Origin of the sequence: Anaerobacillus arseniciselenatis (genome assembly GCF_001865995.1) — a bacterium.
Classification (GTDB): Bacteria; Bacillota; Bacilli; order Bacillales; family Anaerobacillaceae; genus Anaerobacillus; species Anaerobacillus arseniciselenatis.
Genome location: NZ_MLQQ01000001.1, coordinates 610745 through 625829 on the forward strand (window position 1 = coordinate 610745; position 15085 = coordinate 625829).

Annotated in this window: 14 protein-coding genes and 1 other annotated feature; of the genes, 9 read left to right on the forward strand and 5 right to left on the reverse strand. The window is 36.9% G+C overall.

What is annotated here, in order from left to right:
* Position 1: 1 nt before the first annotated feature.
* Both BKP35_RS03020 and BKP35_RS03025 read right to left on the reverse strand, forming a co-directional pair.
* Positions 2-1273 carry a Y-family DNA polymerase gene (locus BKP35_RS03020; RefSeq protein WP_071311897.1) on the reverse strand — a complete coding sequence of 424 codons (1272 nt, stop codon included), beginning with the start codon at positions 1271-1273 and terminating at the stop codon, positions 2-4.
* Positions 1274-1662: 389 nt separating this feature from the next.
* Positions 1663-2457: an SDR family NAD(P)-dependent oxidoreductase gene (locus tag BKP35_RS03025; RefSeq protein WP_071311898.1), complete on the reverse strand. Its 795-nt coding sequence runs from the start codon at positions 2455-2457 to the stop codon at positions 1663-1665.
* Positions 2458-2583: 126 nt separating this feature from the next.
* Positions 2584-2793: a binding site (T-box leader), on the forward strand.
* Positions 2794-2861: 68 nt separating this feature from the next.
* On the opposite strand from BKP35_RS03025, the gene proB reads away from it, so the two are divergent.
* The 4 genes from proB (at position 2862) to BKP35_RS03045 (ending at position 7215) form a co-directional block, all read left to right on the forward strand.
* Complete coding sequence (proB, locus tag BKP35_RS03030; RefSeq protein ID WP_071311899.1) at positions 2862-3968, forward strand: glutamate 5-kinase; 1107 nt, start codon at positions 2862-2864, stop codon at positions 3966-3968.
* A gap of 18 nt (positions 3969-3986) precedes the next feature.
* Positions 3987-5234 (forward strand): glutamate-5-semialdehyde dehydrogenase, encoded by a 1248-nt coding sequence (locus BKP35_RS03035; RefSeq protein WP_071311900.1) that lies wholly within the window; start codon positions 3987-3989, stop codon positions 5232-5234.
* Between the two features lie 61 nt (positions 5235-5295).
* On the forward strand, positions 5296-6129 hold the full coding sequence (gene proC / locus BKP35_RS03040; protein ID WP_071311901.1) for a pyrroline-5-carboxylate reductase: 834 nt from the start codon (positions 5296-5298) through the stop codon (positions 6127-6129).
* Between the two features lie 273 nt (positions 6130-6402).
* Positions 6403-7215: an ion transporter gene (locus BKP35_RS03045; protein WP_071311902.1), complete on the forward strand. Its 813-nt coding sequence runs from the start codon at positions 6403-6405 to the stop codon at positions 7213-7215.
* A gap of 87 nt (positions 7216-7302) precedes the next feature.
* On the opposite strand, the gene BKP35_RS03050 is transcribed toward BKP35_RS03045, so the two are convergent.
* On the reverse strand, positions 7303-8673 hold the full coding sequence (locus BKP35_RS03050; RefSeq protein ID WP_071311903.1) for an aspartate kinase: 1371 nt from the start codon (positions 8671-8673) through the stop codon (positions 7303-7305).
* A gap of 527 nt (positions 8674-9200) precedes the next feature.
* On the opposite strand from BKP35_RS03050, the gene BKP35_RS03055 reads away from it, so the two are divergent.
* Positions 9201-9503 (forward strand): MerR family transcriptional regulator, encoded by a 303-nt coding sequence (locus BKP35_RS03055; protein ID WP_071311904.1) that lies wholly within the window; start codon positions 9201-9203, stop codon positions 9501-9503.
* A 266-nt stretch (positions 9504-9769) separates the two neighbouring features.
* Positions 9770-10567 (forward strand): divergent polysaccharide deacetylase family protein, encoded by a 798-nt coding sequence (locus tag BKP35_RS03060; protein WP_071311905.1) that lies wholly within the window; start codon positions 9770-9772, stop codon positions 10565-10567.
* A 118-nt stretch (positions 10568-10685) separates the two neighbouring features.
* On the opposite strand, the gene BKP35_RS03065 is transcribed toward BKP35_RS03060, so the two are convergent.
* Positions 10686-10925: a hypothetical protein gene (locus BKP35_RS03065; RefSeq protein WP_071311906.1), complete on the reverse strand. Its 240-nt coding sequence runs from the start codon at positions 10923-10925 to the stop codon at positions 10686-10688.
* Between the two features lie 365 nt (positions 10926-11290).
* Here BKP35_RS03065 and cbpB point away from each other — a divergent pair, with 365 nt between their 5' ends.
* The gene (cbpB, locus tag BKP35_RS03070; protein ID WP_071311907.1) at positions 11291-11740 is read left to right on the forward strand and encodes a cyclic-di-AMP-binding protein CbpB; all 450 of its coding nucleotides are present in this window, start codon (positions 11291-11293) and stop codon (positions 11738-11740) included.
* A 56-nt stretch (positions 11741-11796) separates the two neighbouring features.
* On the opposite strand, the gene BKP35_RS03075 is transcribed toward cbpB, so the two are convergent.
* The gene (locus tag BKP35_RS03075) at positions 11797-12168 is read right to left on the reverse strand and encodes a DUF2512 family protein (RefSeq protein WP_071311908.1); all 372 of its coding nucleotides are present in this window, start codon (positions 12166-12168) and stop codon (positions 11797-11799) included.
* 141 nt (positions 12169-12309) lie between these two features.
* Here BKP35_RS03075 and namA point away from each other — a divergent pair, with 141 nt between their 5' ends.
* Positions 12310-13326 carry an NADPH dehydrogenase NamA gene (gene namA / locus BKP35_RS03080; protein WP_071311909.1) on the forward strand — a complete coding sequence of 339 codons (1017 nt, stop codon included), beginning with the start codon at positions 12310-12312 and terminating at the stop codon, positions 13324-13326.
* A gap of 360 nt (positions 13327-13686) precedes the next feature.
* The gene (locus BKP35_RS03085) at positions 13687-14946 is read left to right on the forward strand and encodes a DUF4236 domain-containing protein (RefSeq protein WP_071311910.1); all 1260 of its coding nucleotides are present in this window, start codon (positions 13687-13689) and stop codon (positions 14944-14946) included.
* The last annotated feature ends 139 nt before the right edge of the window (positions 14947-15085 follow it).

Below are 15085 nucleotides of genomic sequence, written 5' to 3' on the forward strand. Positions count from 1 at the left end.
TTTATGATTTATGACCACCGACGAGTTTACTTCGATGTTTAGCTGTTCCAGCTTGTGTATAGGAAACAGCTCGAAGTAGCTTATCAGCACCGTACTTCTCTCGAATAAAGTCCATGACATATCCTAATTCTCTTTGCCTTGGTTTTTCTGGTTCAAATAAACTTAACTGAACTTGGTCATCATTGACGATATTTGATAGCGAAATTGAAATACTTCGAACCGTTTGCCCTTGATGATATTGATGAAATAATTTTAAGCATGCTTTATAAATTTCTAATGTAATATTAGTCGCATCTTGTAACGTAATCGATCGCTGAAAACCGCCTTCGCCGAACTCATCTTTACTATAGCCAATGCCAAGACTAACAGTTCTACCTGCCTTTTTCGCTGTCCTTGCCCTTCTTGCTACTTCTTCACACATTTCCAAAATCACATGCTTTACTTCCTTCGGATCAACATAATCTCGAAGTAAAATTTGACTTTTACCGAAACTAATTTGACCTTCGATAATGGGGGCGCCTAATTGTGAAAGGTCAACACCGTGAGCATGATAATATAGCTGATTACCTATGATGCCAAAGTGTTTTTCCAGTAACGTTAATGGGGCATTAGCCAATTGCCCTACTGAAAAAATACCTAACTTATTTAAGCGTTTTTCAATTCGTGAACCAATTCCCCACATCTCCCTTAGTGGTGCAATGTTCCAAAGCTTTTTTTCAACATCATCGTACGTCCACTCAGCAATGCCTTTCTTTTTCGCCTCTAAATCAAGACACACTTTTGAAAGAAGCATATTAGGACCAATGCCGATCGAGCACGTTAAACCGAACTGGTGAAGCATATCATTTTGTATACGCCTAGCAAGTGCCTTTTTATCACCCCAAAGTCGTTCTGTTCCTTTTACATCAAGAAAACTTTCATCAACGCTATACGTATGGATCGCTTCAAAAGGAACGTAACGAGTAAAAAATTCAGTTAAACAAGTAGAAATTTGTAAATAAGTTAACATTTCGGCATTAACAACTTTAATTTTAGGATCGCGTGGAATTTCAAAAAGTCTACTTCCTGTTTTAATCCCAAACTCTTTTTTTAACCGAGGAGTGGCCGCTAAAACGACACTCCCATCCCTTTTTGTATCACCGACAACCGCTAAATAACACGTTAGCGGATCAAGGCCAAGCGCTATGGCCGAACAACTAGCATAAAAGCTCTTCATATCAATACAAAATATGGTCCGCTTCGGAAGTGCTTCATAATCTATATCTATTTGCATCCTACTCCACCTTTCTAGTTAACCAATTAACCAACTTTTCCATACAAAACGCTCATGATAGGTGCCGTCACCTTCTAAAATATAAAGGTCTAGGGTTTCCCTTTCCAACTAACCAACAAACCAACTGTCCAACTATTTTACATACAAAACGATATATCTTTAATTTTTTGCACACAAAAAACAGAACGTATATTCTTATTATTTTTTTCATTATAAACGAATATACGTTCTGTTTTCAATTTGAAAAAAATGGGGATGTCTCCCCATTCGAGTGAATTTCATAATTTCCTTAATTGAGCAATATAAAGCTATATGTAGTTGCGAGCGGTTTAATGCAACTACATATAGATACTTAATGGCGAAAATATTGAATTATGAAATTCATATAACTATTTTTGATTTAGCTTCTTTCCAGCTATTTTTTCAACGAGACTAGGAAAAAGCTGATAAAAAGTTGTTCCAATACCCATCCAACGTGGTAAATTCAGCTCTCTTTTCGGTCGTTCAATTAATTGAATGATCTTTTCTGATACAAAAGAAGATTCTAACATAAACTTCTCTACGTTTTTCGTATAATTCCCTGATGTGTCTGCTCGCTTGAAAAAAGGTGTTTTAATAGGTCCCGGATTTACAGCACTAACAAAGATGTTGCTATCGATTAATTCCATTCGTAAACTATTTGATATTGCTAGCACAGAATGCTTTGTCGCAGAATAAACGCTAGACTTTGGGGTTGCCAATTTACCGGCCTGAGAAGCAATGTTAATAATATGTCCTTCATTCCGCTCAAGCATTGCTGGCAGTACAGCTTGCGTACAAGCGATTAAACCAAACACATTTACATCGAACATTCCTTTAATATCCTCTATTTTCGCGTCCACAAAAGTATCAAAAATGGCGTAGCCTGCATTATTAATTAAAACGTCGACTTTATGATACTCGTCTAAAATGTGTTGAAATGTTTTAGCAACTGCTTTTGCGTCTCCGACATCAACTGTATAAAAAGGAGCCTCAATTCCTGTCGTTTTCAAAATTTCTTCGCTAGCTGCTGCCAGTTTCCCTGTCGAACGCGCCAACAATATTGGTGTTCCACCTTGCTTTGCTATATCACGGGCTATTGTCAAGCCAATTCCACTTGATGCTCCTGTAATAACAACAATTTTTTCTTGTAAATGATTAGACAATTGCCTCACCTCTATTAATTTCCATCATACCCCTTCTTTACTTCAGTATCAAAATTTATTATAATTCATACCCATAAAGTATTGACAGTATAGCGTAAATATCAGATAATTAAAAAAACTTAGTGATTTAAAGCGTTGAAAGGGAATAGTAAATAAACGTTTTGGCGAAAGAGAGTGGAATTCACCGGCTGAAAGATTCCATCGCAAAAAAACTTATTGAACCTGCCCTGGAGCTGTTAGGCCAAACCCTAGCCGTCTTACCTGCGTTAACGGTTAAAGAGGACATCTCATAGATGTCAATTAAGGTGGTACCGCGGATAACCTTCCGTCCTTTTTTATAAGGATGGAAGGTTTTTTTATTTGACCAAGGTCTTCGTAATCAATTGAAAAAAGAGGGATTTAAAATGAGTAAACAACGAATCGTTGTAAAAATTGGCAGTAGTTCATTAACAAATACACAAGGCGGCATTTCCAATGAAAAGCTTTTGGAACACGCTAATGCTTTAGCGAAATTAAAGCAACATGGTCATGAAGTGATCTTAATCTCATCAGGAGCCGTTGCCGCCGGATTTACAAAGCTTGGCTATCCGACAAGACCTGTAACAATCGCAGGAAAACAAGCCGCAGCAGCTGTTGGGCAAGGGTTACTCATGCAAGGTTATGAAGAAGCATTTAATCGCCATGATGTCGTTGTTGCTCAACTCCTTTTAACGAGAAATGATTTTCTAAGTCAAGAACAGTACAGTAACGCTTATGCCGTTTTAACAGAGCTTCTTAGCCGTCGGATTGTTCCAATTATTAATGAGAACGATTCAACATCTGTTGAAGAACTTACATTTGGCGACAATGATATGCTTTCTGCTTTAGTAAGCGGACTCGTTCACGCAGATTTTTTAGCGATTTTAACAGATATAAACGGGCTTTATGATGAGGACCCCAGGAAAAATGCTACGGCAAAGAAATATCACTACTTACCGACCATTACTGACGAGTTATTAACTCAAGCGAAAACGACTGGTTCCAAACTAGGAACAGGTGGAATGCGTTCAAAAATAGAAGCCGCCAAAACTGCGACAACACTTGGAGTCAATGTTTTTATCGGAACAGGAGTAGGCGAAGATAAGTTGATAGATATTTTATTAGGTAAGGGCGACGGCACTTATATTGGGACTGCAAATAAAAAAGTAGTCAAAAATAAAAAACAGTGGATTGCCTTTCATTCCAATGCGAGTGGAAAAATTGTCATCGATGACGGTGCAGTTAGAGCGATGTTGACGAAAGGTAAAAGCTTACTACCAATTGGTATTCAAGAAGTAGCTGGAACGTTTCAAAAAGGGGATGTAGTCGAAGTTGTAAGTTCCCGTGGCAAGGTCATTGGAAAAGGACAAGTGAACTACTCTTCAGCAGAACTTTGTTCAATAAAAGGAAAAGAAAGTCAGGAAGCCAAAAAAACAATCAATTGTCGTTACGATGAAGCGATTCATCGCGATCATTGGATTACATTTTCTTAAGAAGAGGTGAAAGAAAAAATGAATGAACTAGTAACAAAAGCAAAAAAGGCAAGTGAAATCACTGCAAAATTAGGTGCCACATCAACAGAAGAAAAAAACGAAGCACTAAAGCTAATGAGCGAAAAATTAATGAATGAAATCGATTATTTGCTAAAGGAAAATGAAAAGGATATTGAAGCAGGAAGAAGTAATGGACTTTCTGATGGACTATTAGACCGTTTAAGACTGACTGAAACAAGAATTAAGGATATGGCGACTGCACTTCTTCAGCTAATCGAACTACCTGATCCTATTGGTGAAGTAACGTTTGAAACCGAGCGCCCTAACGGATTGGAGTTAAAGAAAATCCGGGTTCCTCTAGGAGTTATCGGAATGATTTATGAAGCAAGGCCAAATGTAACCGTAGATGCAGCTAGTCTTTGTTTAAAAACGGGTAATGCCGTATTATTACGTGGCAGTTCGTCTGCCATTCATTCCAACAAAGCTCTTGTTAACGTCATTCATCGAGCGCTAGAAAAAAGTTCGCTTCCTAAAGAAGCTGTGCAACTTATTGAAGATACGAAAAGGGAAACGGCAGAGCAAATGTTTAAGTTAACCGAATATTTAGATGTTCTTATTCCTCGCGGAGGGGCGAAACTGATTCAGTCAGTGGTCGAAAAAGCGTCTGTCCCCGTTTTAGAAACCGGTGTCGGAAACTGTCACGTTTATATTGACGACACAGCCAACGAACAAATGGCCGTTGATATTGTCGTTAACGCGAAGACACAACGCCCGTCTGTTTGCAACGCATGTGAAACGGTCATCGTCCATCAAGATTGGGCAAAGTTTCATTTTACAAGTCTCGTCGATGCCCTTGTAGATCAAGGGGTTGAACTTCGCGGCGATGACGCAGCACGTAAATTAGATGCTCGTATTTCTGTTGCTACCGAAGAAGATTGGCAAGTTGAGTTTTTAAACTTAACATTAGCCGTAAAAGTGGTTAATTGCCTTGAAGAAGCCATTGAGCATATCGGAAACTATGGATCAAAACATACAGAAGCGATCATTTCAGAAACTGAAAAAAATGTGAATCAGTTTTTCACTTTTGTAGATGCAGCAGCGCTTTACCATAATGCTTCGACTCGCTTTACTGATGGCTTTGAATTTGGTTTCGGCGCAGAAATTGGTATAAGTACGCAAAAACTTCATGCAAGAGGGCCAATGGGATTAGAAGCTTTAACATCGTCAAAATATATTATTTTAGGTACTGGACAAATCCGCTCATAACTTAAGTCGTATCTCTATAAAATTTTGACCACGAAACCTTTAACTAAGGAGTTGAAAACAAATGTTAACGAATAAAAAAGTTGCTTTTATCGGAGCCGGAAGTATGGCGGAAGCGATGATCTCAGGTATTTTAGCAAAAAATATATTACAACCAGCACAAATTTACGTAACAAACCGAAGTAATAAAGAGAAACTAGACCTTTTGCAAAAACAATATAGTGTGGAAGTTTTTACGAATCTACAAGACGTATTACCGAAGATGGACATCATTATTTTTGCCATCAAACCAAAAGACATCACTGAAACAATAGAGAAAATTAAGGCTTATACTACCGAAAAACAAGTGATGATCTCAGTACTTGCTGGGGTTTCTACATCATGTATTTCTCGCCTTCTCAAACATGAAGCACCAGTGATTCGAACGATGCCTAATACTTCGGCAGCTGTTGGACAATCGATTACAGCTATTGCTCCAGGAAGTTATGCTGGCGAAGGTCAAGTAACATTAACGAAAACGTTATTAGAAGCGATTGGAGAAGTCGTCATCGTCGAAGAAGAAAAATTAGATGCCATTACAGGTTTATCTGGGTCAGGTCCCGCCTATATTTATTACTTGATTGAAGCAATGGAAATAGGTGCTAAAGAAATTGGTATAGACGAGAAGTTAGCGAAGCAATTGATTGCTCAAGTACTCATTGGTGCTGCAGAGAGGGTAAAATCAACCGACCTCTCATCGCAAACACTTTACAAGCAGGTAATGAGTCCTGGAGGAACAACAGAAGCAGGGTTTAAAATGTTAGAAAACTATCACTACCAAGAAGCAATGGTTGAATGTATTAAACGTGCCGCCCAGCGCTCTACAGAGTTAGGTAAGTTATATTCTTTTGTGAAATAAATGAAAAATTATAGAACTAAAGGCTCTCTCATAAGTGATTTTCACTCCGCCGATTACTAAAAGAAGGCAAACACGCCAATATATTTTCCGGCAATGTGATAAACACTTATGAGGAGTCTTTTTTGTGTTCGAAGAGAAGGAAATCATCCGCCTTTTCATTCAAGATGGTGACGGACGCTTCTATAAAACTTTCAATATTTATTCCATCAAACTAAAAAATCTAGTAGAATAAACATTAGTGTTTAATAAAGCTCTTTTGTGTGGAGGAAAACTATGACTAATAGAAAAAAACTTGCTTATATTCGCGAGAAAATATTTAAGTTAGTTCAACATAAATATTTTACAGGAACAGTTCTTGGCTTAATCATCTTTAATGCAATCGTTGTTGGTATAGAGACATACCCCTCTATATACGAGTCTCATAAACTATTATTTTTCTTAATAGATAAAGCTTTAATTTGGATTTTCACCGTTGAGATTGTATTAAGAATGATTGCTGAAAGAAAACTGAGTGACTTCTTTAAAAGCAGCTGGAATTGGTTTGACTTTTTAATTGTCGCTGCAGGACATATCTTTGTGGGTGCTCACTTTGTTACTGTATTACGGATTTTACGAGTACTTCGTGTTTTTCGTGCCATATCAATCATACCATCTTTACGGAAATTAGTAGATGCATTACTACTAACGATTCCTGCACTTGGAAACATTATGCTTTTAATGAGTATTATCTTTTACATTTTCGCTGTTATAGGCACAATGTTATTTCAGGAAGTCGCACCTGAATATTTCGGTTCTCTTCAACTTTCACTGTTAACGCTATTCCAAGTCGTCACACTTGAATCGTGGGCAAGCGGAGTAATGTGGCCAATTTTCCACGAACTACCGTGGTCTTGGATCTATTTCGTTTCATTTGTACTCGTTGGAACTTTTGTTATTTTCAACTTATTTATTGGGGTCATTGTTAGCAATGTCGAAAAAGTTGATGCTGCTGACAATGTTGACGAAAAGAAAGATATCGAAGAATTGAAAGACGAGGTAAAAGAATTAAAGCAGTTAATTATTAATTTATCGAAAGAAAAATCATAAACTCAACATAAAAAGGTATACGAATCGTCGCACGAATTCGTATACCTACCTAAATGCATATTTATTTTTCCACTTCTGGCCTCGTTACTAAGCAACCGGGTCTTTAGTTTCAACGAAGAAGTTATTATAAAGCTCTTGTACTGCCTTATCAGCATCGGCATCAATTATACCAAACACAATACTTACTTCTGATGAACCTTGATTTATCATATAAATATTGACCCCTACATTGGCTAACGCCTCCGTAGCTTTAGCAGCAATGCCAACCATCTCTTTCATACCTTCTCCAACGATCATCACCATGGCAAAGTCATGTTCGACATGAACATCATCAACATCGAGGTCTTCTTTAATTCTAGCTACAATTCTTTCTTCCATTTCTGGAGTTAATTGATCACCCTTTAAAATAATCGACGTATCATCAATTCCTGAAGGCATATGTTCATACGATAACCCTTCATCCTCTATGATTTCTAAAAGGTGGCGTCCAAATCCGACTTCTCGGTTCATTAAGTATTTTCGAACATAGATTGTACTAAACCCTGATTCGCTAGCAATCCCAATGATTGGATTAATTAAATAGTTACGTTCGTTTACAATCATCGTTCCTTTAGCCGTTGGATTATTTGTATTTTTAATACATACAGGAACTCCTTTTTTGAAAGCCGGAATTAAGGCTTCATCATGGAAAACTGAAAATCCGGCATATGATAACTCACGCATTTCTCTATACGTTAATTCTTCAATTTCAACAGGATCTTCTACGACATTAGGGTTAGCGACAAACACAGAATCAACGTCAGTAAAGTTTTCATAAAGCTCTGCATCAACAGCCGATGCTACGATCGACCCCGTAATATCCGAACCACCTCTAGAAAAAGTGACAAGCTCTCCATCTGGTGTGTAACCAAAAAATCCTGGGAAGATTAATATACCTTTTCTGTTTCTGAGCTCGTATAAATGATCGTACGCCTCAGGTAACACTTGTGCGTTCCCATAGTCTTTACTAACGAACAAGCCTGCTTCTTTTGGATCAACATAGTTCGCATCGACACCTAAAGATTGTAAATAATAGGAAAATAACTTTGCATTATTATCTTCGCCACTTGCTTTAATTAAATCACTAAACTTTTGTTCGCCTTCTTCTTTTGTTGCTAACCTCGAAAGTAAATCATCTTTAATAATATTAACGACATCTTTTGATAAATTTAAGTCATTAGCAATTTGCTCGTAGCGACTAACGACTCTTTGTAGAGCATCTGTTACGTCCTCATTTGCTAGCGCCTTATCACCTAAAGCAATTAATAAATCCGTTACTTTCGTATCTTCCTTAAAACGTTTTCCTGGTGCTGAAACCACAACAATTTTTCTTTCAGCATCGGACATCACAATATTTGCTACTTTTTGCATTTGTTCTGCACTCGCTAAAGATGTTCCACCGAACTTACAAACCTTCATATTTTTTTAGCCACCTCATAATTGTAGTTTTTTCCAGAACCATAAATCTAATTTAATGAATTTCATAAATCCTTATTTAGCGCTCCACTAGGACGCTACATTTCTAGCTGAGTTAAATCGTTCTCACTAGATGTAGATTGATCTGGCTAATTGATTCGTATTATGAAATTCACTCAATTAATTAATAATTTAAAATTTTACCACCTACTATTCATAGCTGCAACTGCCACCTTATCCTTTATATGCTTCAAATTTCGTTTAAATGGACGATTACATCAAAGATTTTGTAATAGAAGGCAGATTTTTTTAAGATTTACTGTTTTTCAAGGAAATGATTGTATAATTTAGTGTGATAGATTTCCTGACACATCCATCAATAAAAAGTAAATATCATGTTATAGTTAAAATAGGAAAAGAGCATAGCGTTGCTCCTACGCCTATTCGTTGCACAAAAGCTAAGGCTTAGCGCGAAAAGCGAAAGGCGCTACTATACAAATGCATTCGTTGGCAGACAGGAGATGATAAACTTGTCTTATAAAGAGAAAAAGGTAATAACGATCGGTGTTGTCAGTGAGTTAACAGGTTTATCAGAAAGACAAATCCGTTATTACGAAGAACGAAAATTAATTTTTCCAGAGCGTACTAAAGGAGGTACTCGTAAATATTCCTTTACAGACGTCGAACGACTTGTAGATATTTCAAATAAAATGGAAGACGGTATGCAAACATTTGAAATTAGAAAAATGGAACAAAAACAACTTCGTCAAACAGAGCTTAGAGAAAAAATGCTGCGCGGACAGCTAAATGCTGCATTTAATATTCGAAAATAATTAAAGCGTGACTTGACTCATTGTTGTATTTTCTTTTGGAGTGTAGCCAAGCTGCTACTTCCCCTTACGCTTACTTTTTGAAAATGAATAGGTCTTTGGAGATAAACAAAATTGTCTCTAAAGGCTTATTTTTTTATGAAGAAAAAAACGTCGAATTTGCAAAGATCGCCTTTAATTTATATTTTAATGACTGATAACTTTACGATAAAAATAGTGATAATGGGACAAAGTATAAGTAGAACATAATAATGGAGGAACGATAAATTATGAAGTTGAAATTGTTTTTATTAATTTTATGTATAAGTACTGTCCTAATCCCTACTGTTATTAACGCCGAGAGTATTAGTAATGAAATGAAGGTCGCAATTATCATTGATGACTTCGGTGGAAAAGTGAAAGGCGTAAATGAGTTTTTTGAAGCAAATATTCCAATCACAGTCGCTGTAATGCCCTTTTTAGATCAGTCAAAACAACAAGCAGAGTTAGCACATGATTTAGGATTAGAAGTAATGATCCATCTCCCTTTACAACCGAAAAAAGGTAAAACATCATGGTTAGGGCCTAAACCGATCACAAAAGATTTGCCTTTAGATGAAATCAAAAAAAGAGTTGTCGAAGCCATTGAGAGTGTTCCACACGCTAAAGGAATGAATAACCATATGGGGTCACTCATTGTTGAAGATGAGGCAATTATGAGAGTGATACTAGAAACTGCTAAAGAAAACAATTTATATTTTATCGATAGTGGGACAAACCCTAAGTCTGTCATACCGAAGCTTGCCGAAGAACTTGGTGTACCGTGGGCGATGCGAGATGTTTTCTTAGATGATACACTTTCTTCAAGCAGACACGTTTATAAGCAGATGCATAGGCTTATAAGAGTTGCCGAAAGAAAAGGCCATGGAATTGCGATTGGACATGTCGGAGTTAAAGGCGAAGCTACCGTCAAAGGAGTGAAAGAAGCAGTGAAGGACTTTGAGCAGAAAAAAGTTCATATCGTTCCCGCTTCTCACCTATTACAAAGTAAAATTGAGAAAAAGCCAGACTATTTTTGGCAAGAGTAGGTGGTGAAGTAATGAAAACCATACTTTATAATGATTTAGTGATGAGCTTTACAGTAAAGGACGGGTCAACTGTAACGATCCGTCCAGCGAAAGCAAGTACCGACTTTATTGGATAGCCCTACTGCATATGAAGACAAACTACCTTCGCTGGTTGTTTATTTATGTATTTCACTTCCGCTTTAAATCCCGCCTTCTTCTGCTTTAAAAAAGTTTCCTTTGAGATCGGTCTCGGTGTAGACCATGCTAAAGAATTTAAATTGTCCCAGTTATCATGTGTAATAACTTCTTGTTTATAATAATAACTATTTCCAGAAGGATATTTTTCACAAATATATTTTACAGTTTGCTTTGAATGCACATATGTCACCCCTTAGAACTTTTTATTAATTCTCCCCAAAAATAAGCACAATTAACCATGAAACTCTAGTTGCATTTGAGACAGCTGTCAGTTGACAAATTTTTTTCTGGCTTCTAGTATAGATAAGTGGGCATTACCTTTTTTCATACAAAACGTTCATGAAGATAATCGTCACCATCTAACATGTAAAAGAACGAGCAATTTCCTTCTCTTCGCTGTAAACTTCTAACGAATTTTAGAGGCTCGTTCAGGAAATTACTCGTTCTTTTTTCATACAAAACGCTTATGACGATTATTCGTCACCATCTACTGTGTAAAAGATCGTTCACTGTGTTCACAATTAAAATGAAAAGAAAGTGATAATAATGATTACTGAGACATTAAAAAATTGCACGTTTTTAGATGAAAACTTAAAAGATTTAATTATCCCTATTGAAGAAGTTGCTCATGTTCATAAAAATAACAGTTTAGAACATGCATTATTAGTACTCGTTAAATCTGGTTACACAGCCATTCCCGTATTAGACACGGATTCGAAACTTCACGGGGTTATTAGTAAAGCGTCTATTTTAGATTCGATATTAGGTCTTGAACGAATCGAACTTGATCGCCTTCATCAATTTAAAGTAAGTGACGTAATGGAAGCTAAAATCGCCACAATGAATATGAACGAGAACTTTCCGAAAGCATTAGCAGTGTCAATCAACAATCCGTTTATTTGTATGATTGATGAAAATGATTCATTTAATGGCATATTAACACGCCGTTCTTTACTCGTTTATTTAAATCAAGAAATGTTCCAGAAGAAAACTTAATATTTTTCACATCAACACTGTGGCTTTAAAGAGGGTTTCCCACCCTCTTTCTTTTTTTATTCGTAAACCGGCTCCCTGTCTCTGTCTCTTAGCTCTCTTCCGATAACATAAATGTGTAAAAACCATTCACAAACAGCTGCTATGATCGCAATAAACAGCGCTCCAGCCAATAAAGAGAAATAAAACCCGTAATTAGGGACGGTCCATATAAAAACGACAAGGAAAATTAAAACCCCATCTGCAACTGTTGCAAACAAGTTCCCCCTTAAAGGCAAAACAAACAAATCACCTAATACATACGTAATTACAGCTAAAAATGCACAAAGTAAAAGTAACGAAGTAATCGAAAACCCGTAAAAAAGCAATACAAATAAGACAATAATACTATATACTAAAAATTTCATCCCAACAGACTTTACATGATTCATAAAGATCGCTCCTTTTCATTTGAACCTAGTCTTAGTATGATTTAAAAACTTTATTTTAATTAGGGTATCTTCTGACATCTTCCATGATTTATGGTAAAGTAAAAGTATTATTTAGATATACGAAATAAGGAGGTTAAACCTATGTCTTCACTACTTTTTTCACCTTATAAGCTCAAAAATATCACCTTAAAAAACCGCATAGTTATGGCACCGATGTGTATGTACATGTCACATAATAAAGATGGACATGTCACTGATTGGCATATTACCCATTACGGAAGTCGGGCTATCGGACAAGTTGGTTTAATTATCATTGAAGCTACAGCTGTTACTCCTCAAGGGAGAATTTCTGAGCAAGACCTCGGCATTTGGGATGATGCCCATGTTGAAGGCTTAAAGCGTCTAGTTGATCACGTCCATGAACTAGGTGGTAAAATCGGCATTCAACTAGCTCATGCCGGAAGAAAAGCGATGGTCGAAGGACCGATCGTCGCACCATCAGCGATTCCTTTTAATGAAAAAATGAAAACACCTGAGGAAATGACTGAAGAGCAAGTAATAGAAACGATTGAAGCGTTTAAAAAAGGCGCCGAACGAGCTAAAAAAGCCGGTTTTGACGTTATCGAAATACACGGAGCCCACGGCTATTTAATTAATGAATTTCTTTCGCCATTAACGAATAAACGAGAAGATGCTTTCGGTGGTAATCCACAAAAGCGTTATGAGTTTTTAAAGCGAACAATTGCAGAAGTTAACACTGTGTGGGAAGGACCTTTATTTGTACGAATTTCAGCAAATGAATATGCTGAAGAAGGTAATAGTCTTGACGTATTTGTTGATTATGCAAAAAAAATGAAAGCACAAGGCGTCGACCTTATTGATTGCAGTTCTGGTGCTGTTGTTCCAGCGAAAATGGACGTTTACCCTGGATACCAAGTTCGCTACGCAGAAACTATTCGAGAGAAAGCTGAAATTCCAACAGGTGCAGTTGGACTAATTACAACTGGTAATCAAGCTGAAGAAATATTACGAAACGAACGAGCAGACCTCATCTTTATTGCACGACCATTTTTACGTGATCCTTATTTAGCGAGAACATTCGCTAATGAAATCAATGACCCGCTAGAAGCCCCCAAGCCGTATGAGCGTGGTTGGTAAATAAATAAGTTTGTTTGTTGGTTAGTGGTTAGTTGGCTAGGACCCCCGCCCGGCTTTTCATGTTAGATGGTGGCGGCCGGCATGAGGTTTTGTATGAAAAATGCGGGTGACTTTCCTGAACGAGCCTCTAAAACTCGGTAGAGGGTGCTCCTGCGGTTACTCGTCGCAAAGTTGTATGATGAATTCTCTAAGAAGCATTACATGATGTGATTGAGGTCAGTAGCTTTAAAGCGAAGAGAAGGAAATCGCCCGCCTTTTATATAAAAGAAGGTAACGTTAAACCATCACAAATTTATATAATTAAATACGGCAACTTTTAGTACAATAAGAGTAACAATAAGAAAACTGGGAGTGTTTATCATGAGTTTTCGATTTCAAAAGAGGGTAAGAGTTGCACCAGGATTACGTCTAAATATTAGTAAAAGAGGAGTTAGCACCTCCGTTGGAAGACGTGGCGCTTCAGTAACCTTAGGGCGTCGCGGATTATACGGAAATGTCGGTATTCCTGGAAGTGGTGTTTCTTATCGTACAAAATTAGATAAATCGGCGAATCGGCGGTCTAAAAGTGTAGGACATCATAAAGCTAACAATATTACGACCAACGAGCCTCTATCCGTCTCCTTAAAATTTGATAAACAATCTTACTCTGTCGTCATTGTCGATGAAAACGACCAAAAAGTACCTCCTGACATCGAACGTCTTATTAGGCGAGAAAACCGCGATGAAATTCAAAAGCTCTATAAACAAAAAGAAGCTGAAATTAACGAACAAACGACGAAGCTTCTTGAATTACATAAACAAACATTTCAAGAGCGAACACCACAGCAACTTAAACAACTATCAACACAGTCAATTTCTTTCGACCTTCCATTACCGAACGAAAAAGAAATATTTTCGGAGTTAAAAGCTGAGGCTATGGGAGAACTAAGCATATTAAATAAGCTGAAGTTATTTTTACCATCAGAACGAAAAGCCTTTTTAGATAATGTACAAAAAGAAGCCAAAGAACAATATAAAACAGATACTGAGAAATACGAACGAGAAAAAGAAAAAATCGAACAACAGAAGCAACAACGAATAAATTTAGTGGAAAAGATAGTTGAAGGTGATATTGACGGGATGGAGCTATGGTTAGAAGACTTTTTAGCCGATTTAGACTTTCCACTTGAAACGAACGTCTCTTTTAACGTCTTATCCGCTAATACCGTTTATTTAGATGTAGATTTACCACAAATGGAGGAAATTCCGTTAAATAAAGCTTCTATTTTAAAGTCTGGGAAGTTAAAGGTGCAAAATAAGTCTCAACGAGAAATGCGTGAGCATTATGCAACCATGGTTGGGGGGACTGCTTTACATTTATGTTCCTACGTTTTTTCTCTTTTACCAACTTGCGATACAATCATCATCTCTGGCTACACTCAAGTTCACAACGAAGCCACGGGGCATTTAGACGATCAATACATTTACAGTTTAAAAGTAGATAAAGCAACTTTTTATTCATTAAATATCGCGGAAGTACATCCAATTGCAGCTTTCGAAAACTTTGAACCGATCATGAATGCGACAAAGACGTATATTTTTAAAGAAATTGAGCCTTATGAGCCGTTGGAAAGTGATTAAAAAGTTTAGATAATAGAAAAAGGGATTTGCCAATGAATTTGGTTGATCCCTTTTTTTAGTTTTGAGTTTTGAATTTTGAGTTTTTGGTAGTAGCGCTTCGAGGTGTTTTATATTTTCGAGCGATTATTTTCGCCCCTTA

Bases quoted from the DNA above. Each gene is read 5' to 3' on its own strand.
- BKP35_RS03020 (WP_071311897.1), bottom strand. From the start codon at position 1,273: ATGCAAATAGATATAGATTATGAAGCACTTCCGAAGCGGACCATATTT.
- proB (WP_071311899.1), top strand. From the start codon at position 2,862: ATGAGTAAACAACGAATCGTTGTAAAAATTGGCAGTAGTTCATTAACA.
- BKP35_RS03035 (WP_071311900.1), top strand. From the start codon at position 3,987: ATGAATGAACTAGTAACAAAAGCAAAAAAGGCAAGTGAAATCACTGCA.
- proC (WP_071311901.1), top strand. From the start codon at position 5,296: ATGTTAACGAATAAAAAAGTTGCTTTTATCGGAGCCGGAAGTATGGCG.
- BKP35_RS03045 (WP_071311902.1), top strand. From the start codon at position 6,403: ATGACTAATAGAAAAAAACTTGCTTATATTCGCGAGAAAATATTTAAG.
- BKP35_RS03050 (WP_071311903.1), bottom strand. From the start codon at position 8,673: ATGAAGGTTTGTAAGTTCGGTGGAACATCTTTAGCGAGTGCAGAACAA.
- BKP35_RS03060 (WP_071311905.1), top strand. From the start codon at position 9,770: ATGAAGTTGAAATTGTTTTTATTAATTTTATGTATAAGTACTGTCCTA.
- cbpB (WP_071311907.1), top strand. From the start codon at position 11,291: ATGATTACTGAGACATTAAAAAATTGCACGTTTTTAGATGAAAACTTA.
- BKP35_RS03075 (WP_071311908.1), bottom strand. From the start codon at position 12,168: ATGAATCATGTAAAGTCTGTTGGGATGAAATTTTTAGTATATAGTATT.
- namA (WP_071311909.1), top strand. From the start codon at position 12,310: ATGTCTTCACTACTTTTTTCACCTTATAAGCTCAAAAATATCACCTTA.
- BKP35_RS03085 (WP_071311910.1), top strand. From the start codon at position 13,687: ATGAGTTTTCGATTTCAAAAGAGGGTAAGAGTTGCACCAGGATTACGT.